The following is a 24,294-nucleotide window of genomic DNA, read 5'->3' on the forward strand; positions in this document are numbered from 1 at the left end:
CTCCTCGCATCGCGCCGGGCTCGACGACCGGATCGCGCGGCACCGATCGTGCGAGCAAACAGCTCGCGAAACCGTTGGATTTCGGCGCAGTGCCGGTGAGTGCCGAGAGGGCAGCGCATGAACGGTCAGCGCATGGAGGCGGTAGCTCGAGTGGTCACGCGAGGCGCCCGGTCATGCCACGAGGACAGGGCATGAGCGTGCGACCCGAAGAGATCGATCGTGGGTCGAGTGCGGTGACGCCGATGCACGGGGTGGTGGAGAGCCAGGTTCCGCTGCTCAATATCGCCAACGTGCTGACCATCGCGCGCATCGTGCTGGTGCCGCTGTTCGTGCTGGCGCTGTTCGCCGAGGGTGGGCACGACACCCGTTGGCGGGTCATCGCCGCGGCGGTCTTCGGCCTGGCCGCGATCACCGACCGCTTCGACGGGCAACTGGCCCGCAAATACGGATTGGTCACCGATTTCGGCAAGCTCGCCGACCCCATCGCGGACAAGGCGCTGATCGGCGCCGCGCTGATCGGGCTCTCGGTGCTCGGTGACTTGCCGTGGTGGATCACCCTGGTCATCTGCGGCCGCGAAATCGGCATCACGCTGCTGCGGCTGGCGGTCGTGCGGCGCGGGGTGATCCCGGCCGGACGCGGCGGCAAGCTCAAAACGCTGGTGCAGTCGGTGGCGATCGCGCTGCTGGTGCTGCCGCTGTCGGGTGTCTTCGCCACCGCGGGCATGTGGCTGATGTACCTGGCCGTGGCGCTGACGGTGGTCACCGGTGTGGACTATGTGGGGCAGGCGGCCAGGGTGTGGCTGGCGGGTGGACGGTCACGCTCGTGAGTGATCCGCTCGTCGACGGTGCGCCGGTCGCCGAACTGGTCGAGGCCCTGAACACGGCGGGTCAGACCGTCGCCACTGCCGAATCGCTCACCGCGGGTCTGCTCGCGGCGACGGTGGCGGGAGTTCCCGGTGCGAGCGCGGTGCTGCGGGGCGGCTTGATCGTCTACGCCACCGACCTCAAGAGCCGTCTGGCCCGCGTCGACGACGAGCTGCTCCGCACCGATGGACCGGTCGCCGCCTCGACCGCCGAACAGCTCGCTGTGGGGGCGCGCGAGCAGTGTGGCGCGGACTGGGGTCTGGGATTGACCGGGGTCGCCGGACCCGATTCCCAGGACGGGCATCCCGTCGGCACGGTATACCTCGGGTTGGCCGGTCCACATCACAGTGAAGTGGTCCGGTTGAAACTGCACGGTGACCGGTGGACGATCAGACTCGGTGCGGTGCACAGTGCGGTGCGGGAGTTGCTGCGCTGTGTCAGTGTGAAGTAGCCCGGTTCGGGAACCACCGGTCCATGCTCGACGTTGTGCCAGAAAGAGGTGAGCACCGCTACGGCGGTGACACGAGGTGGAGGAGAACGAGATGACGCTGCTGCGGGAGGCAATCGGGGACAGTCTGCGGCGTGCGCGTCTCGCCCAGCATCGAACGCTGCGCGAGGTGTCGACCTCGGCGCGCGTGAGCCTCGGCTATCTGTCGGAAGTGGAGCGCGGCCGCAAGGAAGCCTCCAGTGAACTGCTCGCCAGCATCTGCGAGGCACTCGACGTGCCGCTCTCGCGCGTGCTCTGGGACGTGAGCACCCTGATGGCGGGCGCGGACGGCTCCGCGCCGCGCGAACCCGCGCTGACCGGCCCCGCCGCCGAGCGCGAGCCCGCCGAAGCCGAGCCTGCCACCCTGCCCGAACCCGCTGCGGGCGAGGCTTCCGCCTCCGCGAGCGCGGCGGCCGAGCAGGGCGCGCGCATCGGCATCGCCGAAGACACCCGCATCGTCATCCCGGCCCCGAGGGCCGAGATGCTGGTACTGGTGAAGGGAATGTGACGCGGCGAACCCTGCGCCCGGCGCGCGAGACGCTGCACACCGCTGGTGAGAACGGATAGATTCTCATCAGGCGTCGAACGGTCCGGCCACTGCCGGTCCGGGTGCCGCATGGTGAAGGATAAGCACGTATCTGGTGCGTGACGGTCGCGTACCACCAGTCGCACGAGCGACGCACAGATGGAGGCGGGATCAATCGATGGCTAATCCGTTCGTGAAGGCCTGGAAGTACATGATGGCCCTCTTCGACTCCAAGATCGAAGAGCATGCGGATCCGAAGGTCCAGATTCAGCAGGCTATCGAGGAGGCGCAGCGTCAGCATCAGGCGCTGTCGCAGCAGGCGGCGTCGGTGATCGGTAACCAGCGTCAGCTGGAGATGAAGCTGAACCGCCAGCTCGACGAGGTCGAGAAGCTCAACGCCAACGCCCGTCAGGCCGTCACCCTGGCCGATCAGGCACAGGCGGCGGGCGACACCGAGAAGGCGATCCAGTACACCAACGCCGCCGAGGCGTTCGCCGCCCAGCTGGTCACCGCCGAGCAGTCGGTGGAAGACCTCAAGGTGTTGCACGATCAGTCCCTGCAGGCCGCCGCACAGGCCAAGAAGGCGGTCGAGCAGAACGCGATGATGTTGCAGCAGAAGGTCGCCGAGCGCACCAAGCTGCTCAGCCAGCTCGAGCAGGCCAAGATGCAGGAGCAGGTCTCGGCCTCGCTGCAGCAGATGGATTCCACCCTGTCCGCGCCGGGCTCCACGCCCAGCCTGGACGCCGTGCGCGACAAGATCGAGCGCCGCTACGCCAACGCGCTCGGCTCGGCCGAGCTGGCGCAGAACACGGTGCAGGGTCGCATGATGGAGGTGCAGCAGGCCAGCGTCCAGATGGCCGGGCACAGCAAGCTCGAGCAGATCCGCGCCTCCATGCGCGGTGACGCGTTGCCCACCGGCAACAACAACTCGGCGATCAACCCGGCCGCACCGGCACCGAACATCGACAAGGGCCAGGCGGCTCAGCAGTAGTACGTGATCCGGCGACGGCGCGGAAACCGGCGGCAACGCCCGTGGCCGCGCCATCAACGGTGTGGCGTGACGACCGGCATACGGGGGAAGGACACCGATGAGCGGGAAAATGCGGCGCGACCGTGCCGAGATCGTGGATCCGGCGGCGATCGCGCAGGCCGCGATGGCAGGTTCGGTGCCCGCGACCCTGCGTGGGGTCGGTGAACAGGCACTGGTCGCGGTGCGACGCTGGGCCGATCCGCGCGAGCGTGAGCTGCGCCGTCGGCGCCGGGTGCGCAGGCGCAGTTTTCAGCTCGGCACCGCCTCCGGTATCACCACGGTCGGCGCGGTCGGCTTGGCCGTGATCTCCGCGCCCGCCTGGGCGGTCGTGGTGATCGGTGGTGGCGCCATCGCCTTCGTCACCGGTACCGCTCTCAGCGCGCGCCGCTACCTGGAGTTGCGCAACAAGCCTTTGCCCCAGGCGGCTTTCGTCGCCCGCAAGTCGCCCGGCCTGCGATCGGCCGCGCGCGCCCCCATCCAGCGCCTGATCCGTGCTGAACGGGCGCTCTACGACCTCGGCGCCCAGATCGCGCGCACCCGCCGTCTCCCCGAAGACGAACTGCGCGACCTGCTCGAGACGGCCCGCTCCGGCGCGGCCGCCCTGCACGCGCTCGCCACCGACGTCGTCGCTATGGAACAGGCCGCCGACACCGTCGGCCGCGCCAACCCCGACACCGTCGCGGCACTGAAAACCACCGTCGCCGGCGTGCTCACCCGCCTGGAGACCGGCGTGGTCGAGTACGAACAGCTCGTCGCCGCCGCGGCCCGCATCCTCGCGGTTCCCGAGGACTCGGTCCTGGCATACCAGTTCAACGGCATCGTCGCCGATCTTCGTGAAGCCGCCGACCGCCTCGACGGCTGGGCCCAAGCCCTCACCGAGATGGCCGACCAGGGCCCCGACTTGTTCGCCGGCGGAACGGATTCCGTCCGCTAGCCCCTCTCGGACCACCGCGACTTTTGATCGGCACGCCGGTCCGGGACGCGGCGTGCCGGCCGAATGGTCAGGCTGGGGCGATGGCCTTGCGCAGTGCCGCGAGTTCGGTGGCGCGGGGATCGGTGACGGTGACGGACTCGGGGTTGTCGAAGATCCGGACATTCTTCTCGTCGGTCGTGAATGGGGCCCAGCCGGTGGTGCCGTCGATGGCGAAAGCAACCCAGGCGGCGTGGATTTCGTCGGCCAGTGCCTGGGGCGGGGTGGGCCCGGTGAGGGTATGGGCGTCGTCGATGGTGTCGAAGACGAACGGAACTTCCAGGACGTGGCAGGCGCCGAGGCCGGGAAGGCCGGTGGGCCACGCGAATTCGTACACATGGGCGGGGGCGGTGGCGGCGCAGGCCTCGGCGAAGTCATAGGTGCCGGAGCGGAAGCTCATGTCGGTGAGGACGGCGTTGAAGATCTCGGCGGGGGTGGCATCCGGGCGCTCTGTCGAATAGACCTGGGCGACAGCGGGATCGATGCCGTAGCGGGTGAGGACGAACGGCAGGGTGTCGGTGGTGATGGCGGCGGCGAGCCCGGCCGGGACGGTGAAGAAGCGGAACTCGTCGGCGGTGGTGCCCGCGATGAGGGGGACCGCGCGATCGGGATGGGCGCGCAGCACCTCCGTCGGCGGGCCCTCGACGATGTCGTTGTCGATCACCGGGAACAGGCTCATGATGCCGCCGCCCAGCTGGATCACCGAGTCGCCCCAACGCTGCGGATCGGGGTCGGTCATCACGGCCAGCGCGACGGCGTTCTGCGCGGTACGCAACTCGTCCGGGCCCAGCTTTCCGAAATCCTCCGCGGTAGGCGATATTTCGAGCTCGGCGGCCAGCGCGGCGGACACCTTGCGCGCGTCCTCGGGATCGGCGGCGACCGCACCGTTGCCGCTCTGCATGATCGCCCGGCGGAACAGCCCGGCCGTGTGCGGTGCGGCGATCAGCGCCGCGACACTCATTCCGCCGGCGGACTCACCGAAGATCGTCACATTGTCCGGGTCGCCACCGAAGGCGGCGATGTTCTCGCGCACCCAGCGCAAGGCGAAGATCTGGTCGTGCAGACCGCGATTCGACGGTGCGCCTTCGATCTCGGCGAAACCCGACACACCGAGCCGGTAGTTGATCCCCACCATCACCACGCCGTCGCGCGCGAACGCCGACCCGTCGTAGATTGCCCGGGCGTTGGACCCGCGGACGAACGCGCCACCGTGAATCCACACCAGCACCGGTAGACCCGATGCGGCGGAGTCGGGCGTCCACACGTTCGCGTTGAGGTACTCGTCGCCAGGGATGCCGTCACTGCCGATGAGGGCGTGGATCGGTGCGGGATACGGCGTCTGTGCGCAGGTGGCGCCCATTTCGGTCGCGTCTCGCACGCCTTCCCAGGCCGGCGCGGCCTCGGGGAGCTGGAAACGTTTCGGCCCGACCGGCGCCGCCGCGTACGGCACCCCGAGAAAGCGGGTGATCCCGGCCTCGGTGTGGCCGCGGATCGCGCCGCTCGTGGTCGTGACGATGGGTTCCATGACAAGTCCTCCTACGCGCGGTGAGCCCCGATTATGGGCGCTTGTCCGGTTCGCCGTCAGTCGTTTGCCTACGGAACGAGCGGTCCGGCCAGTACTCGTTCGCCCGCCGCGCGGTCGCCGTCCCAGGTGAACTCCGTGTCGTCGCCGGATTTGCGCCCCCACAGGGCCAGGAGCAGGTCCGACGCGGTACCCGCCAGCTCCGCCACCGGCTCGCCCGGACCGTAGGTCCAGGTGCCGCCGGTATCGGTGGCCCGCAGCCGCAGCGCCACCTCGGGTTCGACCGCCAGGCCGCGGTGGATCATCCGGGGCGCGAACAGTGTGAAGACCTCGTCGATGCCGTCGACGGCGAGATCGGGGTCGAACGCGTCGGCCTTGCCGAGCGCGTTCTGACCGTCCCACAGGTGCATGAGGGTCTCGTGGGCGCGGCGCCGCCGCCAGAAACCCACCGTGCGCGGCATGGACCGGGTGAAGGTCCAGGCCTCCTGGTTCTCGTCCGCGGACAGCGAGCTCACCATGGCGTCGGCGGTCGACTCGTACCACTCGCGCAGGGCCGCGGGATCTCTCGGCGCGGGCTCGCCCTCGAAATCGCCGCGCAGCTCGGCCACCGCGGTGACCACCCAGAGGTTGCCGCGCCCCACGTGGTCGACGAGGTCGTAGAACGCCCAGTCGCCGCAGGACGGCACCGGCGCGGCCAGATCGGTGTCGGGAGTGATGAGCTCACCGAAGGCGGTGAGCTTCGCACAGAGCAACGCCAAGTAGTCCATGTCGATCACGGTAGCCCGGCTGCGCCCGCGATCTCGGGGTGAACCCTGATCTACACCCGGATATCGGTGCTGACCTGGTGATCTATTGCTCGCCGGGTGGGAGGATCGAAGGTGTCGGATCGCTGGACGGCGGTCGCAGAGGTGAAGGAGTCGTCATGGTCTTGAAAGTCATCGGCATCGTCGTGGTCGCGGTGATCGCGTTCTGGATTCTCGGCGCGCTGATCGAGGCGCTGATGCCCATCCTGGTGATCGGGGCGATCGGCACCGGCGTGTACCTGCTGTACAAGGCGATGTCGGGGAGCGACAAGACCCCGATCAGTTAGTCGTCTGTGGTTAGCATGGCGGGGTGGAACAGGTACCCGAGGACTGGCAACGCGGACTGGTGATCGTCGCGCACCCCGACGACATCGAATACGGCGCCGCGGCGGCGGTCGCGCGATGGACGGGGCAGGGCAAGGACATTCGCTACCTGCTCGTCACGCGCGGCGAGGCGGGGATCGCCGGGATGCCACCCGCGCAGGCCGCGCCGTTGCGGGAGATCGAGGAGATCTCGGGCGCCCGTGAGGTCGGCGTGCACAGCGTCGAGTTCCTCGACCATCCCGACGGCCGCATCGAGGAAGGTCTGCCGCTGCGAAGGGAACTCGCCGCCGCGCTGCGCAGGCATCGCCCGGAGATGGTGGTGCTGTTCAACTTCGGCGACACCTGGGCGCCCGGCGTGGTCAACAGTGCCGATCACCGGGCTGTCGGCCGATCGGCGATGGACGCGATCTCCGACGCGGGCAACGAGTGGATCTTCCCCGAAATCGCTGATCTGCCACCGTGGTCGGCGCGGTGGGCTGCCGTGGTCGGTCCGGTGGCCACCCATGCTGTCGACGTGAGCGCTCAGCTGGAGCAGGCGCGCGCGTCGTTGTCGGCGCATCGGCGTTATCTGCAGGTGCTGAGCCCGGTGCCGGTGGAGGAGCAGGTGCGCGAGATCGTCAGCTTCGCCACGGGTCCCAAGGAAGGGTTCCCCGCCGAACACGCCGTCGGGTTCGAACTGTTCACCTTCGGCGGCTGATCAGCGAACACTCTCGATGATGTTGCGGTGCAGGAGCGATGGGTGGCGTCGGCATCAGAGCCGTCGGGCCGCGACGCGCTCGACCAGTGGCCGCCAGTCCTGAAGCGGGGCGACTCGGAGGCCGACCACCTTGCCCGCGTCATCAGCCCTGCGCAGCGCCAGGGCCGCGGTGAAGTCGGGGTCCGCGCAGAACGCCTCGGTCTCGGCGGGTGTCATCGTCCCGCCCTGCGCGATGAGCGTGCGCCGACTCGATGCCGACAAACCGGCGGCGTGGGTGGAATCCGTTGCCACCAGAAAGCGTTTCGCGCTCACGTGTAGTTCGATCAGGCGCGCTACCCGGGGGCCGAGCAGCGCGCGCACCGCGTCGGCTCCGTGCCTGCCGTGGCCCGCGTCGTCACCGGGGAGAAGTACGTGGCCGATGTCGTGCAGCAGACCCGCGACCTGGAGCTCTTCGTCATCGGGGAAGTCGCGGCGGAGCAACTGTGCGCACTGGCGATCGTGATCGAGGATGTCGACCGGATCGCCGGTCCGGTCCGCGGTGTCCCAGGCGTCGGCGCACCGCTCGAGCAGCGCGAACAGGTCGTCGACGGTGTCGATACCGGGGTGTCGCACGTGCTCGCTCCTGGTGGTGTCGCTGGGACGGATCGGTCTCGCGGCGGTCAAGATAGCGCAGAAATCGTCGATCGGTCGTCCGAGGTGGGCGGGGCCTGGAGGTATGGCAGGGTGGGCGGATGCGAATAGCTGTGGTGGCCGGGCCCGATCCAGGGCATGCGTTTCCCGCGATCGCGTTGTGTCTGCGATTGCTGGCCGCGGGCGACGAACCCGTGTTGTTCACCGGGCCGAGATGGCTGGATCAGGCACGCTCGGCGGGGATCAGCGTGCGCAAGCTCAAGGGTCTCGCGCCGCGCCCCACCGACGACGACACCGACGCGGGCGCCCGGATCCACGAGCGCGCCGCCCATATCGCCACCGAGAACCTGCCCGAACTCAGCGCGATGCTGCCCGACCTGATCGTCTCCGACGTCCTCACCGCCGGCGGCGGGATGGCGGCCGAGCGGCTGGGTCTGCCGTGGGTCGAGTTGTCACCGCACCCGCTCTACCTGCCGTCGAAAGCCTTGCCGCCCATCGGTAGTGGCCTGGCACCGGGGGAGGGTGTGCGTGGCCGGATGCGCGACGGTGTCCTGCGCACGATGACCGCGCGCGCGGTCCGCGCCGGACATCGTCAGCGTTCGGCGGCCCGCGAAACCATCGGCCTGCCCGCCGAGGACCCCGGCCCCGCCGCCCGCCTGGTCGCCACCCTGCCCGCGCTGGAGATGGACCGCCCGGACTGGCCCGCCGACACCCACGTCGTCGGGCCGCTGCTGTGGGAACCGACCGATGCCGTACTTCCACTGCCTCCCGGCGATGCGCCGTTGGTGATGGTGGCGCCGTCGACCGCGCACACCGGCGTCGCCGACATGGCCGGCGTCGTCTTGTCCGGTCTGGCCGGACTCGGTGTGCGCGCTGCGATCTCGACCCTGGACACCCCACCGGCGGACCTGCCGGAGTGGGCCACCGCCGGCCTCGGCCGTCAGGACGAACTGCTCACGCACGCCGCGGTCGTCGTCGGCGGTGGTGGCCACGGCCTGCTCGCCAAATCCCTGTCCGCGGGCGTGCCGGTGGTGACCGTCCCCGGCGGTGGTGACCAGTGGGAGCTCGCCAATCGCGCGGTGCGGCAGGGCAGTTCGGTGCTGGTGCGTCCGCTCACGCCCGAGGCGGTCGGCGCCGCGGTGCGGCAGGTGCTCGACGGTCCCGCCTATGCCGAAGCGGCTCGTCACGCCGCCCTCGGTCTGGCCGAGGTCGAGGACCCGGTCCAGATCTGCCACGACGCAGCGAAGCGGTAGCGGCCCGTCGGGCGTCGGCCGGGTAGGCCCGCGGCTCATGGTGGGCCGAGCGGGCCCTGTCGGCGTTCGCCGAGCGCGAGTATCTTGGGCAACGTGCGATTGACCGAATTCCAGGAGCTGATGCACACCGAGTTCGGCGTGGCGCGCGCCGACGCCATGCTGACCGATCACGTGATACCCCAGCTGGGGCGCACGGGCGCGGTGGCGATCGACAACGGCGTCGACCCACGCGAGGTGTGGCGGGCGCTGTGTGCCGACTTCGACGTACCTCCGAACCGGTGGTGACCAGGCCATGGCCGTGACAGCGCAGAACTCGGACACGCGACCGTATCGGTTCGACGAGCGGCTGCGGATGATCCCGGTCGACGCCGAGACGCTCGCGGCCAGGGTCGCCCTCGCCGACCCGCACGATTTTCCCGGCCTGCGCAGGCTCGGCATCGCGCTGATGCTGCTGGGGCGCTACGACGAAGCCCTCGACCGGCTCGATCAAGCCCTCGAACTGGCCGACACCGAGCGGCGCCGGATCACCGTCTGGATCAACCTGGCCGATGTCTACCGGTATCACGGCGAGCCGGGGCACGCCGAGATCCTCTACCGCCGGGCGCTGCACGCCAGCCGCGCGCTCGACCCCGAACTCGTCTCCTTCGCCGCCCACCACCTGGGCAAGTCACTGGCCGAACAGCACCGTCCGCTGGAGGCGCGCGAGCTGCTCAACGAGGCCATGCGGCTGCGGGTGGCCGACGGTGATTCCGAACTCATCGAGTCCACCCGCGCGGCCCTCGACCATCTCGACGAGCTGGCCGTGCCGCTGCCGCCGGTGATCGAGGAGCTGCTCGGGCCGGTGCCGGAGTGGTCCGACGATCACGAGGGCTGCGACGGGAACCTGGTGCGGTCGGGTGGGTACTGGATCAAGCGTGGTCCGCGGGCGGTGGCCGAGCACGCCCGGCTGACCTGGTTGCGCGACAACGGGATCGCGGTGCCGGACGTGGTCGCGTTCGCCGAGGACGTTCTCGTTCTCGCGGATGCGGGTGGTTCGCTCGCCGGACAGACCGATCCGGCCGAAGTCGGTGCCCAGATGGGCCGCGCCCTGCGGTCGTTGCACGACCTCCCGGTGCCGAGCTGCCCCTTCGAGGGTGGTCTGGATCTCAGCCTCGCCCGCGCCCACCGCCATGTGGTCGAGGGGTTCGTCGACCCCACGGATTTCGACGACGATCATCGCGACCTCGCACCTGCCGCGATACTCGAGCATCTGCGGGAGCGGCGCCCGGCCACCGAGGATCTGGTCGTCACGCACGGCGATTTCACGCCGGGCAATGTGCTCACCGGCGGCCTGCTCATCGATGTCGCGACGCTGGGCGCCGGCGACCGCTATCGCGATCTGGCGCTGGCCGAGCGCGACCTGGCCGGGGACTTCGGCGTCGCGGCGGTCACGGCGTTCTACGCCGCCTACGGCCTGAGCGAACCCGATCGCGCCAAGCTCGACTACTACCGGCTGCTCGACGAGCTGTTCTGACGAGGCGCTGCTCAGCTGGTCTTGGCGTAGTGGCGCGCGGCCTTGGTGCGGTTGCCGCAGGTCGCCATCGAATGCCAGCGGCGGGTGCCGTTCTTGGACGTGTCGTAGAAGAACAACACACAGTCGGGGTGCGCGCATTGGCGGATCCGCTGCGGTGCCTGCGCGATCAGGTGCAGCAGATTGTCGGCGGCGAGCCAGCCGGGTAGCCACGCCGGGTCGTCGACCTCGGGGATGTCTCGTGGCCCCTCGTCGGTCAGTTCACGGCGGATCCGCCCGTGGTCGAGGACCTTGTTCAGTGCGGTGTGGTCGGCGCGAGTGACGGCGTCGTGGACGGCTGCGCGTGCGGTGTGCAGCGCGGTGAGGGAGTGGTCGTCGGCGGGTACGCGATCGGCGAGCCCGATGAGCTCCAGCCAGGTGCGCAGCCCGTCGAGATCGGCGAGCAGATCGCCGGGTTCGGCGCCGGCCCACCGGGTGTTGAGCAGGTCGAGAGCAGGGGGTTCGCCGGTGTGCGGACGGGGATCGCGCATGCCCGAGGTTATCAACACGCCCCTCCTAACTGTCTAAAAGTCTTTCAAGGGTTGACGAAGCGGTGAGCTCATTCTATGTTCTAACTGTTCAACAACCGATAGGCAGTTAACCATTCCGGGAGGAAACCATGACCACCGTCGCCGCACCTGTGCTCACCACCGGTCATATCGGACTCAACGTCGCCGATCTCGACCGTTCCGTCGACTTCTACCGCCGTGGCCTCGGCTTCGAACAGCTCGGCACCGGCGCCGACGGCGAGCAGCGCTGGGCCTTCCTCGGTCGGGGCGGTGCGCTGGTGCTCACGCTGTGGCAGCAGAGCACCGGCGCATTCTCCACCAGCACACCGGGCCTGCATCACCTGTCGTTCCAGGTCGACGATGTCGACACGGTGCGTGTCGTGGAGTCGGCGCTGCGCGAAGTCGATGCCGAGTTCTTCCACGACGGGGTGGTCGCTCACGGTGAGGGCGCGTCCTCCGGTGGCATCTTCTTCGCCGATCCCGACGGCATCCGGCTCGAGGTGTACGCGCCGCTGGGTGCCGACACCGCTCCCGCGCCGGCCGGGCCTGCCCCGACGTGCGGATTCTTCTGACCCCCGGGCAATTCACGTCGTAGACAGGAAGGGCGAGGATGTTTCACTCCGGAGAGCTGGCCGTGCAGCGACGCATGGGGCAGTCCGACACGGCTGCTCGCGTCGGCCGTTCGATCCGAACCGGGATTCCGGCGGTCGCCGCGTCCTTCCTGGCCGAGCAGTCGATGGTGGTGCTCGGCGCCGCCGATCCGGCGGGGCGGCTGTGGGCGAGCCCGCTCACCGGTCCCGCCGGGTTCGTGCACGCGATCGATGACGTGACCATCGACATCGACACGCTGCCCGAGACGGCTGATCCGCTCTCGGCGGCACTGGCGGGCGACGTCGAGGTCGGGCTGATCGCCCTGCAGCCGCAGCGCCGCAGGCGAATGCGCGTCAACGGCACGTCGGCGGTACGCGACGGCGGAATGCGGATCACCACCGAGCAGGTCTACGCGAACTGCCCGAAGTACATCTCGCGCAGGCAGATCCGGGAGGTGTCCGCCGCCGGAGAGCCCGGCCCGGTGTGGCGCGGCACGGCGCTCACGCCCGCCGCGGTCGAGATGGTGGGCGCCGCCGACACCTTCTTCGTCGCCACCGCCGATGGTGACGGGCACGCCGACGCCTCGCACCGCGGCGGCAATCCCGGTTTCCTGCAGGTGCTGTCGCCGGCGCGGCTGCGCTGGCCGGACTATCGCGGCAACTCGATGTTCATGACGCTGGGCAACCTCGCCGTACAACCGCGCTGCGGGCTGCTCGTCGCCGATTGGTCGACCGGCGCGCTGCTCCAGCTCACCGGCCGCGCCGAATTGATCTGGGACAGCGCGGCATTCACAATCGGTGCGCAGTGCGCCGTCGACTTCACCGTCGAGGAGGCGATCGAACGGCCCGGTGCGCTCGCTGTGCGCTGGGGGCCGCCCGAGCTCTCCCCGAACAACCCCTGATCACACCGAAAGGCCTTCCATGCGTCCACCATTGCCACCCTTCGACCTCGACTCCGCGCGCGCGAAGGTGCTCGCCGCCGAAAATGCCTGGAACACCCGGGATCCCGAACGCGTCGCCGCCGCGTACACCGAGGATTCGAGCTGGCGTAACCGCGACGAGTTCTTCACCGGCCGTGCCGCGATCGTCGACTTCCTCACCCGCAAGTGGTCGGCCGAGAACGGCTACGCGCTGCGCAAGGATCTGTGGGCTTTCCACGACAACCACATCGCCGTGCGCTTCCAGTACGAGTGGCACGACGCGTCGGGGCAGTGGTGGCGCAGCTACGGCAACGAGCAGTGGGAGTTCGCGGCGGACGGGCGGATGGCGCGGCGTGAGGCCAGCATCAACGACGTGCGCATCGAACAGTCGCAGCGGCGGATCTTCGGGCCACGCGCCGAGGGCGACGACTCGGTGCTACCGCAGCACTGAGGACCGGTTTCGCTCCCGGATTGCTGGTCGGAGCGGCTGCTTCGCGTGTTGGTGGGCGCGTCGCTTGACTCGAATGGGTGTTCGACTAACCTGGGCGCCAGAACTTGTCGGTGCCGGCCTCTACTGTGGGCGCCAACCAGAGAGACACTCACCTCGAGAAGGGGCACACATCATGGCACCGCAGGCCTACGATCGCGACAAAGCGCTGGAACTGGCACTGGCGCAGGTGGAGAAGAGCTTCGGTAAGGGCGCGGTCATGCGCCTGGGCGAGGAGACCCGCCAGCCGATCGCGGTCATCCCGACCGGCTCCATCGCGCTCGACGTCGCGCTCGGGATCGGCGGGTTGCCGCGCGGTCGCGTCGTGGAGATCTACGGCCCGGAATCCTCGGGTAAGACCACCGTCGCGCTGCACGCCGTCGCCAACGCCCAGGCCGCGGGCGGTGTCGCCGCCTTCATCGACGCCGAGCACGCCCTCGACCCCGACTACGCCCGCAAGCTGGGCGTCGACACCGACGCACTGCTGGTCTCCCAGCCGGATACCGGTGAGCAGGCCCTGGAGATCGCCGACATGCTGGTGCGCTCCGGCGCCATCGACATCCTCGTCATCGACTCCGTCGCCGCCCTGGTGCCGCGCGCGGAAATCGAAGGCGAGATGGGCGACAGCCACGTCGGCCTGCAGGCCCGCCTCATGAGCCAGGCGCTGCGCAAGATGACCGGTGCGCTCAGTAACTCCGGCACCACCGCCATCTTCATCAACCAGCTGCGCGAGAAGATCGGCGTCATGTTCGGCTCCCCGGAGACCACCACCGGTGGTAAGGCGCTGAAGTTCTACGCCTCGGTCCGCCTGGACGTGCGCCGCATCGAGACCCTCAAGGACGGCAGCGACGCGGTCGGCAACCGTACTCGCGTGAAAGTGGTCAAGAACAAGGTCGCGCCGCCGTTCAAGCAGGCCGAGTTCGACATCCTCTACGGCCAGGGCATCTCCAAGGAGGGCTCGCTCATCGACATGGGTGTCGAGCACGGCTTCATCCGCAAGTCCGGCTCCTGGTACACCTACGAGGGCGACCAGCTGGGTCAGGGCAAGGAGAACGCCCGCAAGTTCCTGCTGGAGAACACCGACGTGCGCGACGAGGTCGAGAAGAAGATCAAGGAGAAGCTGGGCATCGGCGCCGTCCTGACCGCCGAGGCCGACGCGCCCGCCGACTTCTGAGCCGATGACCACGCCGAGCCCCGGCGGCCACCGCGATTCGGCCGACCCGGTCGAACAGATGCGCAGGCAGCTGGCTCGCCTCGGAATCGAGGTCGAGCCGGAGCCGGTCACAGCGCCCGCGGTGGGGCGCGGCAGGGGCACGGCCGATGGACTCGTCCGGTCGGCTCGTGACACACGGGCCGACCTGGACGCGGAGAGGATTCGGTCGGGTGCGGGCGATCCGCAGCGCGCGCACCCGACCGGATTCACCGATGGGGACAAACCACCGCATTTCGCTGCGCGGGTTGGTGATGATCATGAAGAGTGGGGGAGTGCGGGTCGGCGACGACCCCGCGGCGCACGACGCGAACGCAAGTCCGCGCGGCGCGACGAAGTCTCCCTGTCGACCGTCGTCGGTGGTGACGACGGACGGCAGGCGGATCCGGTGGCGGCCGGATCCCAGCCGGGAGAGCCCGACAGGCGGGCCGGCGCACGCCGGCTCGCCCCGGGCGACCGTCCCGATGCGACTCTGGAGCAGGCCAAGGACGTGTGCCTGCGATTGCTCTCGGTGCGTGCTCGCAGCCGCGCTGAACTGGAGAAACGCCTCGGCGAGAAGGGGTTCCGCGTCGAGGTGACCGAGGCCGCTCTCGAACGGTTCACCGAAATCGGTCTGATCAACGACGCCTCGTTCGCTGAACAGTGGGTCCACGAACGACACACCTACTCCGGCCGGGGTAAGAAGGCACTCCAACGTGAGCTGCGCGAGAAGGGCGTCGCCCCGGGCGACGCGGAAGAGGCGTTGTCGATGGTCACCGACGACGCCGAAAACGCTCGCGCCGCCGACCTGGTCCGCCGAAAACTGCGCACCCTTCCCCGGGAGATAGAACGCGACAAGGCGGTCCGCCGCCTCGTCGGCATGCTCGCCCGCCGCGGCTACGACCAATCCACCGCCTTCGCCGTCGTCACCGCCGAGTTGGACGAAGCGGGGTTCGAACGCACCGCGCCCCGGCCCACCCGTGCTGCCGGCGCGGGCGAGCAGGCGCCGCCTGCCGACGCGGCAGGTGGCTCGTGGCAGACACGCCGTTCGCCGCCGCGCGGTGCTGGTCTTTCGGGCGCCGACGAAACCGTCGAAGAGACCGACGAAGCGGACAGCGCCCGCCCTTCGCGCCCGACTCCCGGCGACGAACAGGCCGCGATCGACCTGGTTCGGCGCAAACTCCGTTCCATGCCCGCCGATCTGGACCGCACCAAGGCGACGCGACGCCTGGTCGACATGCTCGCCCGCCGCGGCTACAGCGCGTCGACGGCCTTCGCGGTGGTGAAAGCGGAACTGTCGCAGGCGGATCAGTGAGGCCCGCATGGACGCGGCACTACGCGCCGACCCGTTCCAAAAGTATCGCGGAGGCTCGGAGTAGGCCGTGGTGCGACAAGGTTTTCGACTGCGGAGACAAGCGCCGAACTGCCGCGAGGGCTGTACGCGGCGCGTAAGATGATCACGCTTGGCGAAACCTGGTTCAGCGCAGGCTGATTCGCCGCATCGGTGACGATGCGGATGTGGGGACGGGATGTTTCACCCGGTTCGGGGTGGGAAATCCGGGGAGCAGGGCCGTAGGCGGCCGCCGAACGACGGGGAGGTGGACCCTGGACGCGTTGTGGTCGTTCGTGGTGAACCGGCGGGAGCAATTGCTGGTCGATTCCTATCTGCATGTGTCGGCGGTGGTGCAGTCGCTGGTGCTGGCGACCGTGATCGCCGTGGCACTCGGGATACTCGTGTATCGAAGTCCGCTCGGGTCAGCTGCCGCTACCGCGATGGCGGGGGCGATTCTGACGGTGCCCTCGTTCGCGTTGCTCGGGTTGCTGATTCCGTTTCTCGGGCTCGGTGTCGGGCCGACGATCGTGGCCCTGGTGCTCTACGCGCTGTTGCCGATCCTGCGGAACACGGTGCTCGGGTTGTCGTCGGTGGATCCGGCGGTGACCGATGCCGCGCGCGGTGTCGGGATGAACCGGTTGCGCCTGCTGACCAAGATCGAACTGCCGCTGGCCTGGCCGTCCATTCTCACCGGAATGCGGGTCAGCACCCAGATGATCATGGGCATCCTGGCGCTGGCGGCCTACGCGAAGGGGCCCGGCCTCGGCAACGTGATCTTCTCCGGACTCTCCCGCCTCGGCAGCCCGAACGCGGTGCCGCAGGCACTCACCGGCACCGTCCTCATCGTCGTGCTCGCACTCGCACTCGACGGCGTCCTGGTTCTGCTCGGACGGCTCACTATTCCGAGGGGAATTCGTGACTGACATCGAAACCACCAAGGCGGCAAGCGCTTCCGCGGACTCCGGGGTCGAGATCGTCCTCGACCGGGTCACCAAACGCTATCCCGAACAGCCCGAACCCGCGGTCGAGGAGGTCTCCATGACCATCCCGGCCGGGGAGATCGTGGTGCTGGTCGGCCCGTCCGGCTGCGGTAAGACCACCACCATGCGGATGATCAACCGGCTGATCGAACCCACCTCGGGCACCGTCACCATCGGCGGCCGCGACGCGGGCGCGATCGACGCCGACGAATTGCGTCGCGGCATCGGCTATTCGATCCAGCAGGCCGGGCTGTTCCCGCACATGACCGTCGCCAAGAACATCGCCACGGTGCCCGGCCTGCTCGGCTGGGACCGCCGCCGCACCGCCGAGCGCACCGACGAGATGCTCACCCTCGTCGGCCTCGACCCCGACACCTACCGCAACCGCTACCCTCGCCAGCTCTCCGGTGGACAGCAGCAGCGCGTCGGCGTGGCCAGGGCGCTGGCGGCCGACCCGCCCGTGCTGCTCATGGACGAACCCTTCGGTGCGGTCGATCCGATCACCCGGGGGCTCCTGCAGGACGAATTGCTCCGTCTGCAAAGCGAACTCGGCAAGACCATCGTCTTCGTCACCCACGACTTCGGGGAAGCGGTGAAGCTGGGCGATCGCATCGCCGTCCTCGGCGACCGATCCCGCATCCTGCAATACGACACCCCCGCCGCGATCCTGGCGGCCCCCGCCGACGAGACGGTCGCCGGGTTCGTCGGCGCGACCGCCACCATCGACCGCCTCGGCCTCACCGTCCTCGCCGACCTCGACCTGGACCAGGGCATCACCGCCACCGACGACACCACCCCCGCGGTCTTCACCGCCGCCCTGCGTGACGCGGACCGCACCTGGGGCATCGTCCTCGACGCCCAGCGCCGCCCGCTTCGGCGCGTGACGACCGGCGAACTCGCCCGCGCGGATTCGCCGCGCGACCTCGGCACCCCGATCGGCACCACCCTCCCCGCCGACGCCACTCTGCAAGACGCGCTGGCCGCGCTGCTCACCGAACGCACCGCCTCCGCCGTCGTCGTCGACAACACCGGGACCTACGCCGGAACAGTCACCGTCGACACCCTCATCAACCACCTCGCCGCCACCGAATCGGCGCCGGCATGACGACCGCATCGCATCGGCCGGCCTCCTACGAACCTGCGGTGCCCGCGGGCTGTGCCGCGCACGATCGTGGTCCACACAGGGTGTGCCTGGTTCTCGCTGGTTCGGTGTCGGCGAGCCGAACCAACCAGATCCCGGGTGTCCGTAATGTCGGAGCACAGTGGTCAGCGCTACGGTCACTGGTCGAATCGGACCGGGTGAGGAGATCGATATCGTGACGAATTCTGTTGCCACCTCTTCACGTTCGATCGTCGACGTCCCCGCCGCGACCGCTGCCCCCGCTACCCAGCGGCGCGCGGAATACCTCCGCCTGCTGGCTCAGCCGGTGCTCGTGCTGATCCTCACCGTGGGGGTGCTGGTCTGGGCGTTCCGGCGCGATCTCACCGTCACCCAGCAGGCCAGCATCAGCGTGAGCAATGTCGCCCAGGTGACCTGGCAGCACATCTTGATCACGGCGGCGGTCGTGCTCATCGTCGTGGTGCTGGCCGTGCCGCTCGGGACAGTGCTCACCAGGTCCCGATTCCGCCGTCTGGCACCAATTTTCGTCGGCATCGCCAATATCGGCGCATCGGCTCCGGCGATCGGGCTGATCGTGCTGTGCTACCTGGTCACCCGCACCACCGGGTTCTGGGTGGGTGTCGCGCCGATCGCGTTCTGCTCGCTGCTGCCGGTGCTGCGCAATACGATCCTGGGCTACCAGGAGGTCGACCCCGCCCTGATCGATGCGGGCCGGGGGCAGGGCATGTCGGCGGGACTCGTGTTGCGCCGCATCGAGTTCCCGCTCGCGGTGCCCTACATCCTGGCGGGCCTGCGGACGTCGTTGGTGCTGGCCGTCGGCACCGCCACCCTGTCGTTCATGGTGAGCGCGGGTGGACTCGGCATTCTCATCGACACCGGCTACAAACTGCGCGACACCGTGACCCTGACGCTCGGCGCGGTGCTCGCCGTCGCGCTGGCGCTGTTCGTCGACTGGCTGGGCGCACTGGCCGAACAGTTCCTCGGTCCGAGGGGGTTGCGGTGAGATTCACCGGATTGTTGCGCGGGCTGGCCCCGGTCCTGAGCGTGCTGGTGCTCGCGAGCTGTGGTCTGCAGTCGGGCGGTTCGGTGCCGCTGCCCGTGGGACCGGGCAGTATCGAGCCGGTGCCAGAACTCGACGGTGTCGCGGTGACGGTGGGCTCCAAGGACTTCACCGAGGCCAACATCCTCGGCTTCATGATCGAATTCGCCTTGACGGCCGCGGGCGCGAATGTGCGTGACCTGACCAATATCCAAGGCTCCAACAGCCTGCGCGACGCGCAACTGAACGGCCAGATCGACATCGCCTACGACTACACCGGCACCGGCTGGATCAACTACCTCGGCAAGGAGAAGCCGATCCCGACCGAGGCGGCGCAGTTCGACGCGGTCCGTGACGCCGACCTGGCCGAACACAACATGGTCTGGGCGGCGATGGCGCCGATGAACAACACCTACGCCCTCGTCACGAGCAAGGGCACCGCCGAGGAAACCGGCGTGCGCACGCTCTCGGACTACGCGAAACTCCTCGCGAAAGATCCAGGCGCGGCGGCCACCTGTGTCGGCACCGAGTTCAACGTCCGCCCGGACGGCTATCCCGGTCTGGCCGCCGCCTATGGGATCGACCAGGGCAAGGCCCAGCGCCAGATCGTCCAGGACGCGCTCGTCTACCAGGCCACTGCCGACGCGAAGCAGTGCCGCTTCGGCTCGGTCGCCGCCACCGACGGCCGCATCCCCGCGCTCGAACTGGTGCTCCTCGAAGACGACAAGGCCTTCTTCCCGAAGTACAACGCGTCGCTGGTCATGCACCGCGATTTCGCCGACGCGCACCCCCAGGTTGTGCGGGTGATGGCGCCGATCTCCGCCCGCCTCACCAACGAGGTGATCACCGAACTCAACCGTCAGGTCGACATCGACGGTCGCGAACCCGCCGATGTCGCCCGTGACTGGATGGTCGCCGAGGGCCTCGTCACCGCCGGCTGACCCACCGCGCCGGTTTGCCGAACTGTTACCAGCATCTGCCCGAGATGTCCGGAACGCGTGGGTCGCTCACACCAACGCCTCAGCTTCTCGGGCCATGATGGACGGCGGTAGAGACACCGGAAACCAGGACGCGCAGCGGTGGGGGTGCCCGCGTCCAGACTGGGAGGCTGACGCATGACCATCGAATTCCGCAAGGTGACAGTCCTCGGGACGGGGGTGCTCGGATCCCAGATCGCCTTCCAGACCGCCTTCCACGGGTTCGACGTCACCGCCTACGACATCGACGACGCGGCGCTCACCGCCGCACGCACCCGATTCGATGGACTCGCCGCGGTGTATCAGCAGGACGTGGCAGGCGCCGATGCGAGCAACACCGCGGCGACCGCGGCGCGCATCACCCTGACCACCGACCTGGCCACCGCGGCGGCCGAGGCGGACCTCATCATCGAGGCGGTGCCGGAGGTACTCGAGATCAAGCGCGACCTGTACGGCAAGCTCGGTGCGCTCGCGCCCGAACGCACCGTGTTCGCGACGAATTCCTCGACGCTGCTGCCCAGCGACATCGTCGACTACACCGGGCGCCCCGATCGGTTCCTGGCGCTGCACTTCGCCAACCACGTCTGGAAGTTCAACACCGCCGAGGTGATGGGCACCGAACGGACCGATCCGGCGGTGTTCGCCGCCGTGGTCGAGTTCGCGAAGGCCATCGGCATGGTGCCGATCGAATTGCACAAGGAGAAGGCGGGTTACGTTCTCAACTCGCTGCTGGTGCCGTTCCTGAATTCCGGAATCGAGCTCGCCGCGGGCGGATACGCCGAACCCGCCGCGGTCGACGAGACCTGGCGCATCGCCACCGGCGCGCCCATGGGCCCGTTCCAGATCCTCGACATCGTCGGCCTGACCACTCCGTACAACATCCTGATCAACGGCAGCGACGCCCACAAGAAGCTCGCGGCCTGGCTCAAGGAGAACTACATCGACAAGGGCAAGCTCGGTGCCGCCACAGGAGAGGGGTTCTACCGCTACAGCGAATAGTCCCGCTCGACTTTCCGGAACGGACAGAGGAGACGGATGTACTACAGCAGTGGCAATTACGAAGCGTTCGCCCGGCCGCGCAAACCCGAAGGGGTGGACCGCAAATCGGCCTGGTTCGTCGGTGCCGGGCTGGCCTCGCTCTCCGGCGCGGCATTCCTCATCAGGGACGGGCAGCTGGCGGCCGACAAGATCACCGTGCTGGAGCGGCTGGCCTTGCCCGGTGGCGCGCTCGACGGCATCAGGGAACCGAAGAAGGGTTTCGTCATTCGCGGCGGACGCGAGATGGAGAACCACTTCGAATGCCTGTGGGACCTCTATCGTTCGGTGCCGTCGATCGAGATCGAGGGCGCCAGCGTGCTCGACGAGTTCTACTGGCTCAACAAGGACGACCCGAACTTCTCCCTGCAGCGGGCCACCGTGAAACGGGGCCAGGACGCGCATACCGACGGCTTGTTCACCCTCACCGATCGCGCGCAGAAGGACATCGTGAAGGTGTTCCTCGCCACCCGCGAACAGATGGAGAACAAGCGCATCGACGAGGTGTTCGGCCCGGACTTCCTGGCGAGCAACTTCTGGCTGTACTGGCGCACCATGTTCGCGTTCGAGGAATGGCACAGCGCGCTGGAGATGAAGCTGTACCTGCACCGGTTCATCCACCACATCGGCGGCCTGCCCGACTTCTCCGCGTTGAAGTTCACCAAATACAACCAGTACGAGTCGCTGGTGCTGCCGCTGTACCGGTGGCTGCTCGACCAGGGTGTGCGATTCCGCTTCGACACCGAGGTCACCGATGTCGACTTCGACATCAGCGGGCCGCGCAAGCAGGCCACCCGGCTGCACTGGGTGTCCGAAGGGGTCGAGGGCGGGGTCGACCTGACCGGGGACGACCTGCTGTTCGTCACCATCGGCTCGCTCACCGAGAACTCGAACGAGGGCGATCAGCACACTCCCGCCCGGCTCGACGAGGGACCTGCCCCGGCCTGGGATCTGTGGCGGCGCATCGCCGCCAAGGACCCCGCGTTCGGCCATCCGGAGGTCTTCGGCGGCCACATCCCGGAGACCAAATGGGAGTCGGCCACGGTCACCACCCTCGATGACCGTATTCCCCGCTACATCCAGAAGATCTGCAAGCGAGACCCGTTCAGCGGCAACGTGGTCACCGGCGGCATCGTGACGGCGAAGGACTCGTCCTGGCTGATGAGCTGGACGGTGAACCGGCAGCCGCACTTCAAGCAGCAGCCCGCCGACCAGATCGTGGTGTGGGTGTACGCGCTGTTCGTCGACCGTCCCGGCGATTTCGTGAAGAAGTCGATGCAGGACTGCACGGGTGCGGAGATCACCCAGGAATGGCTGTACCACCTGGGTGTTCCCGAAGCCGAGATCCCGGAGATGGCCGCGGACGCCGCGACGTGCGTCCCGGTGATGATGCCGTATGTCACCGCGTTCTTCATGCCGCGCCAGGCCGGTGACCGCCCCGATGTGGTGCCCGCGGGCGCGGTGAACTTCGCCTTCATCGGCCAGTTCGCGGAGACCACCCGCGACTGCATCTTCACCACCGAGTACTCGGTGCGCACCGGTATGGAGGCGGCCTACACGCTGCTCGGTGTCGAGCGGGGCGTGCCGGAGGTCTTCGGCTCCACCTACGACATCCGCTCGCTCCTGGCGGCGACCAGCAAGTTGCGCGACGGCGAGGAGATGAGCCTGCCCGGACCGGAGTTCGTCCGCAATCGACTGCTGAAGAAGCTCGACGACACCGAGATCGGGCCGCTGCTGCGCGAATTCGGCCTCATCGGCGAGGACTAGGAAACGACAATCGGGGCCCGATCCGGACGGATCGGGCCCCGATTGTCGTGTGTGGGACTACTTCTTGGTGATGTCCACGCCGGGCGCGGCGTCGGCGAGGATCGAGTCGGCGGCCAGCACCGCGCCACCGCTCTTCTTCCGCGACCGCAACCGCTTTTCCAGTGTGGTGGCCAGGAAGCTCAGCGCCATGTTGAGCGAGATCATGATCAGCGCGATGACGATCAGCGCGGGGATCGTGTTCTGCAACGACGCGCCTTCTTGCTGACCCGACCGCACCAGCTCCACGTAGGTGATCTGGTAGCCCAGCGCGGTGTCCTTGAGGACAACGACCATCTGCGAGACCAGTGCGGGCAGCATGGCCGTGATGGCCTGCGGCAGCAGGATCAGCCGCATGAGCTGGTTCTTGCGCAGACCCAGCGCCACGGCGGCTTCGGTTTGTCCCTTGGGCAGGGACTTGATGCCCGCGCGCACGATCTCGGCGATGACCGCGGAGTTGTAGATGATCAGCGCGATGACCACCGCGGCCAGCGCCAGCTGATCGGACGGGAACAGGTCGTAGTCGCCGAACACCGCGAACAGGAAGATCATCAGGATCAGCACCGGGATCGCCCTGGCGAGCTCGACGATCGTGCCCGCGACCCAGCGCACCCACGCGTGGTCCGACAGGCGCAGGATCCCGAAGATCATGCCGAAGAACACCGAGCCGATGATCGAGATCACGGCGGCGGTGAGGGTGCCTTCCAGACCGGGCAGGAGATAGGTTTCCCAGATCTCGGACTCGAGGAACGGCTTCCATTTGGCCGCGGTGAACTGGCCCTTGTCGGCGAACGCGTCGTAGAGCCACCAGCCCGCGCCCACCAGCACGACGACGACCAGAACCGAGTACAGGTTGTGACGCAGCCGCGCGCGGGGTCCCGGAGCGTCGAACAGAACCGAAGCGCCGCTCATCGTGCCACCTCGTATCGCTTGGCCAGCCAGCCGAACAACAGCCCGGTCGGCAGGGTGAGGACGACGAAGCCGAGCGCGAAGATCGCACCGATGGTGAGAATGGCGGCTTCGTTCTCGATCATCGCGCCCATCAGGTACGCGGCTTCGGCGACGCCGATGACGGAGGCGACCGTGGAATTCTTGGTCAGCGCGATCAGCACACTGCCCAGGGGCGCGATGACGGCCCGGAAGGCTTGGGGCAGCACGATCAGCCGCAGGTTCTGGGCGAATCCGAAGCCCAGTGACCGGCCCGCTTCGGACTGGCCGAGCGCGACGGTGTTGATGCCCGAACGCAGCGATTCGCAGACGAAGGCGGCGGTGTAGACGCTCAGCCCGATGATCGCCCAGCGATAGTTGATGACCTTGATCTCGTCACTGCCGAGTTTCCACCCGAGGGTGCTGTACAGGCCGAGCGAGGTGAATACCAGGATCAGGGTGAGCGGAGTGTTGCGGAAGACCGCCACATACGCCGCGCCGACCCAGCGCGCGACCGGAATCGGGGATACGCGCATGCCGGCGACGACGGTACCGATGACGAGCGCACCGATCGCCGAGAAGAAGGTGAGTTTGATGGTTACCCAGAACGCATCGAGGATTTGGTTGTCATACCTCGAGATCAGGTCGAACACGGACGCGCGTCCTCCGATCGGTGTGAAAGCCAGCAGGACAACACCGCATCGGTGACCCGGGAAACCCCGGGCCACCG

General features: G+C 68.4%; 26 protein-coding genes and 2 pseudogenes. 22 read left to right on the forward strand and 6 right to left on the reverse strand.

Annotated elements, in window-relative coordinates; genetic code table 11:
* The first annotated feature begins 242 nt into the window (after positions 1-242).
* From pgsA to ACFULV_RS10690, 5 genes are all read left to right on the forward strand, one after another.
* Complete coding sequence (gene pgsA / locus ACFULV_RS10670) at positions 243-827, forward strand: CDP-diacylglycerol--glycerol-3-phosphate 3-phosphatidyltransferase (protein WP_378655481.1); 585 nt, start codon at positions 243-245, stop codon at positions 825-827.
* The gene (locus ACFULV_RS10675; RefSeq protein ID WP_378626571.1) at positions 824-1,315 is read left to right on the forward strand and encodes a CinA family protein; all 492 of its coding nucleotides are present in this window, start codon (positions 824-826) and stop codon (positions 1,313-1,315) included. The genes pgsA and ACFULV_RS10675 overlap by 4 nt, the downstream gene beginning before the upstream one ends.
* Before the next feature lie 91 nt (positions 1,316-1,406).
* Positions 1,407-1,859, forward strand: coding sequence for a helix-turn-helix domain-containing protein (locus ACFULV_RS10680; RefSeq protein WP_378626573.1), 453 nt, complete (start codon positions 1,407-1,409; stop codon positions 1,857-1,859).
* 196 nt (positions 1,860-2,055) lie between these two features.
* The gene (gene pspA, locus ACFULV_RS10685; RefSeq protein ID WP_378626574.1) at positions 2,056-2,868 is read left to right on the forward strand and encodes a phage shock protein PspA; all 813 of its coding nucleotides are present in this window, start codon (positions 2,056-2,058) and stop codon (positions 2,866-2,868) included.
* A 97-nt stretch (positions 2,869-2,965) separates the two neighbouring features.
* On the forward strand, positions 2,966-3,841 hold the full coding sequence (locus ACFULV_RS10690; RefSeq protein WP_378655371.1) for a hypothetical protein: 876 nt from the start codon (positions 2,966-2,968) through the stop codon (positions 3,839-3,841).
* A 67-nt stretch (positions 3,842-3,908) separates the two neighbouring features.
* On the opposite strand, the gene ACFULV_RS10695 is transcribed toward ACFULV_RS10690, so the two are convergent.
* A complete protein-coding gene (locus tag ACFULV_RS10695; protein WP_378655374.1) occupies positions 3,909-5,402 on the reverse strand; it encodes a carboxylesterase/lipase family protein in 1,494 nt (497 codons plus the stop codon).
* A gap of 68 nt (positions 5,403-5,470) precedes the next feature.
* Positions 5,471-6,166, reverse strand: coding sequence for a maleylpyruvate isomerase family mycothiol-dependent enzyme (locus ACFULV_RS10700; RefSeq protein WP_378655376.1), 696 nt, complete (start codon positions 6,164-6,166; stop codon positions 5,471-5,473).
* A 155-nt stretch (positions 6,167-6,321) separates the two neighbouring features.
* Here ACFULV_RS10700 and ACFULV_RS10705 point away from each other — a divergent pair, with 155 nt between their 5' ends.
* Together ACFULV_RS10705 and ACFULV_RS10710 are read left to right on the forward strand one after the other, a co-directional pair.
* Entirely contained in the window at positions 6,322-6,489 is a 168-nt protein-coding gene (locus ACFULV_RS10705) for a hypothetical protein (protein WP_378626590.1), read from the forward strand.
* Between the two features lie 23 nt (positions 6,490-6,512).
* Complete coding sequence (locus ACFULV_RS10710; protein WP_378655379.1) at positions 6,513-7,223, forward strand: PIG-L deacetylase family protein; 711 nt, start codon at positions 6,513-6,515, stop codon at positions 7,221-7,223.
* 54 nt (positions 7,224-7,277) lie between these two features.
* Here ACFULV_RS10710 and ACFULV_RS10715 read toward each other — a convergent pair whose 3' ends face one another.
* Positions 7,278-7,835: an HD domain-containing protein gene (locus tag ACFULV_RS10715; RefSeq protein ID WP_378655381.1), complete on the reverse strand. Its 558-nt coding sequence runs from the start codon at positions 7,833-7,835 to the stop codon at positions 7,278-7,280.
* A 119-nt stretch (positions 7,836-7,954) separates the two neighbouring features.
* Between ACFULV_RS10715 and ACFULV_RS10720 the strand changes: the two genes are divergently transcribed.
* The 3 genes from ACFULV_RS10720 (at position 7,955) to ACFULV_RS10730 (ending at position 10,619) form a co-directional block, all read left to right on the forward strand.
* Complete coding sequence (locus ACFULV_RS10720; protein WP_378626593.1) at positions 7,955-9,106, forward strand: glycosyltransferase; 1,152 nt, start codon at positions 7,955-7,957, stop codon at positions 9,104-9,106.
* A gap of 93 nt (positions 9,107-9,199) precedes the next feature.
* A complete protein-coding gene (locus ACFULV_RS10725; RefSeq protein ID WP_378655384.1) occupies positions 9,200-9,391 on the forward strand; it encodes a DUF3046 domain-containing protein in 192 nt (63 codons plus the stop codon).
* Between the two features lie 7 nt (positions 9,392-9,398).
* Entirely contained in the window at positions 9,399-10,619 is a 1,221-nt protein-coding gene (locus ACFULV_RS10730; RefSeq protein WP_378655386.1) for a phosphotransferase, read from the forward strand.
* An 11-nt stretch (positions 10,620-10,630) separates the two neighbouring features.
* On the opposite strand, the gene ACFULV_RS10735 is transcribed toward ACFULV_RS10730, so the two are convergent.
* Positions 10,631-11,146 carry a CGNR zinc finger domain-containing protein gene (locus tag ACFULV_RS10735; RefSeq protein ID WP_378628264.1) on the reverse strand — a complete coding sequence of 172 codons (516 nt, stop codon included), beginning with the start codon at positions 11,144-11,146 and terminating at the stop codon, positions 10,631-10,633.
* A gap of 128 nt (positions 11,147-11,274) precedes the next feature.
* On the opposite strand from ACFULV_RS10735, the gene ACFULV_RS10740 reads away from it, so the two are divergent.
* From ACFULV_RS10740 to ACFULV_RS10795, 12 genes and pseudogenes are all read left to right on the forward strand, one after another.
* Positions 11,275-11,736 (forward strand): VOC family protein, encoded by a 462-nt coding sequence (locus ACFULV_RS10740; protein ID WP_378655389.1) that lies wholly within the window; start codon positions 11,275-11,277, stop codon positions 11,734-11,736.
* A 38-nt stretch (positions 11,737-11,774) separates the two neighbouring features.
* Complete coding sequence (locus tag ACFULV_RS10745) at positions 11,775-12,656, forward strand: pyridoxamine 5'-phosphate oxidase family protein (RefSeq protein ID WP_378655391.1); 882 nt, start codon at positions 11,775-11,777, stop codon at positions 12,654-12,656.
* Positions 12,657-12,675: 19 nt separating this feature from the next.
* Positions 12,676-13,125 carry a nuclear transport factor 2 family protein gene (locus tag ACFULV_RS10750; protein WP_378655394.1) on the forward strand — a complete coding sequence of 150 codons (450 nt, stop codon included), beginning with the start codon at positions 12,676-12,678 and terminating at the stop codon, positions 13,123-13,125.
* Positions 13,126-13,297: 172 nt separating this feature from the next.
* Positions 13,298-14,335: a recombinase RecA gene (gene recA, locus ACFULV_RS10755; RefSeq protein WP_067460620.1), complete on the forward strand. Its 1,038-nt coding sequence runs from the start codon at positions 13,298-13,300 to the stop codon at positions 14,333-14,335.
* A 424-nt stretch (positions 14,336-14,759) separates the two neighbouring features.
* A pseudogene (locus ACFULV_RS10760) lies at positions 14,760-15,302 on the forward strand (regulatory protein RecX); the annotation flags it as partial.
* A gap of 204 nt (positions 15,303-15,506) precedes the next feature.
* Positions 15,507-15,665: pseudogene (locus tag ACFULV_RS10765) on the forward strand (recombination regulator RecX); the annotation flags it as partial.
* A gap of 290 nt (positions 15,666-15,955) precedes the next feature.
* On the forward strand, positions 15,956-16,606 hold the full coding sequence (locus ACFULV_RS10770) for an ABC transporter permease (protein ID WP_378628265.1): 651 nt from the start codon (positions 15,956-15,958) through the stop codon (positions 16,604-16,606).
* Entirely contained in the window at positions 16,599-17,768 is a 1,170-nt protein-coding gene (locus tag ACFULV_RS10775) for an ABC transporter ATP-binding protein (RefSeq protein ID WP_378655398.1), read from the forward strand. Before ACFULV_RS10770 ends, ACFULV_RS10775 begins: the two co-directional genes overlap by 8 nt.
* Before the next feature lie 244 nt (positions 17,769-18,012).
* Positions 18,013-18,786, forward strand: a complete 774-nt coding sequence (locus ACFULV_RS10780; RefSeq protein ID WP_378655483.1) for an ABC transporter permease — start codon at positions 18,013-18,015, stop codon at positions 18,784-18,786.
* Positions 18,783-19,763 (forward strand): glycine betaine ABC transporter substrate-binding protein, encoded by a 981-nt coding sequence (locus tag ACFULV_RS10785; protein WP_378655400.1) that lies wholly within the window; start codon positions 18,783-18,785, stop codon positions 19,761-19,763. Before ACFULV_RS10780 ends, ACFULV_RS10785 begins: the two co-directional genes overlap by 4 nt.
* 174 nt (positions 19,764-19,937) lie before the next feature.
* Positions 19,938-20,798: a 3-hydroxyacyl-CoA dehydrogenase gene (locus ACFULV_RS10790; protein WP_378626605.1), complete on the forward strand. Its 861-nt coding sequence runs from the start codon at positions 19,938-19,940 to the stop codon at positions 20,796-20,798.
* 36 nt (positions 20,799-20,834) lie between these two features.
* Positions 20,835-22,601 (forward strand): oleate hydratase, encoded by a 1,767-nt coding sequence (locus ACFULV_RS10795; protein WP_378655403.1) that lies wholly within the window; start codon positions 20,835-20,837, stop codon positions 22,599-22,601.
* A 57-nt stretch (positions 22,602-22,658) separates the two neighbouring features.
* Here the strand turns inward: ACFULV_RS10795 and ACFULV_RS10800 are convergent, their stop codons facing one another.
* Together ACFULV_RS10800 and ACFULV_RS10805 are read right to left on the reverse strand one after the other, a co-directional pair.
* Positions 22,659-23,549 (reverse strand): amino acid ABC transporter permease, encoded by an 891-nt coding sequence (locus ACFULV_RS10800; RefSeq protein WP_378655406.1) that lies wholly within the window; start codon positions 23,547-23,549, stop codon positions 22,659-22,661.
* Complete coding sequence (locus ACFULV_RS10805) at positions 23,546-24,217, reverse strand: amino acid ABC transporter permease (RefSeq protein ID WP_378626608.1); 672 nt, start codon at positions 24,215-24,217, stop codon at positions 23,546-23,548. The genes ACFULV_RS10800 and ACFULV_RS10805 overlap by 4 nt, the downstream gene beginning before the upstream one ends.
* Between the last annotated feature and the right edge of the window lie 77 nt (positions 24,218-24,294).

The sequence above is a fragment of the Nocardia sp. NPDC057272 genome, assembly GCF_042668615.1.
Lineage (GTDB): Bacteria > Actinomycetota > Actinomycetes > Mycobacteriales > Mycobacteriaceae > Nocardia.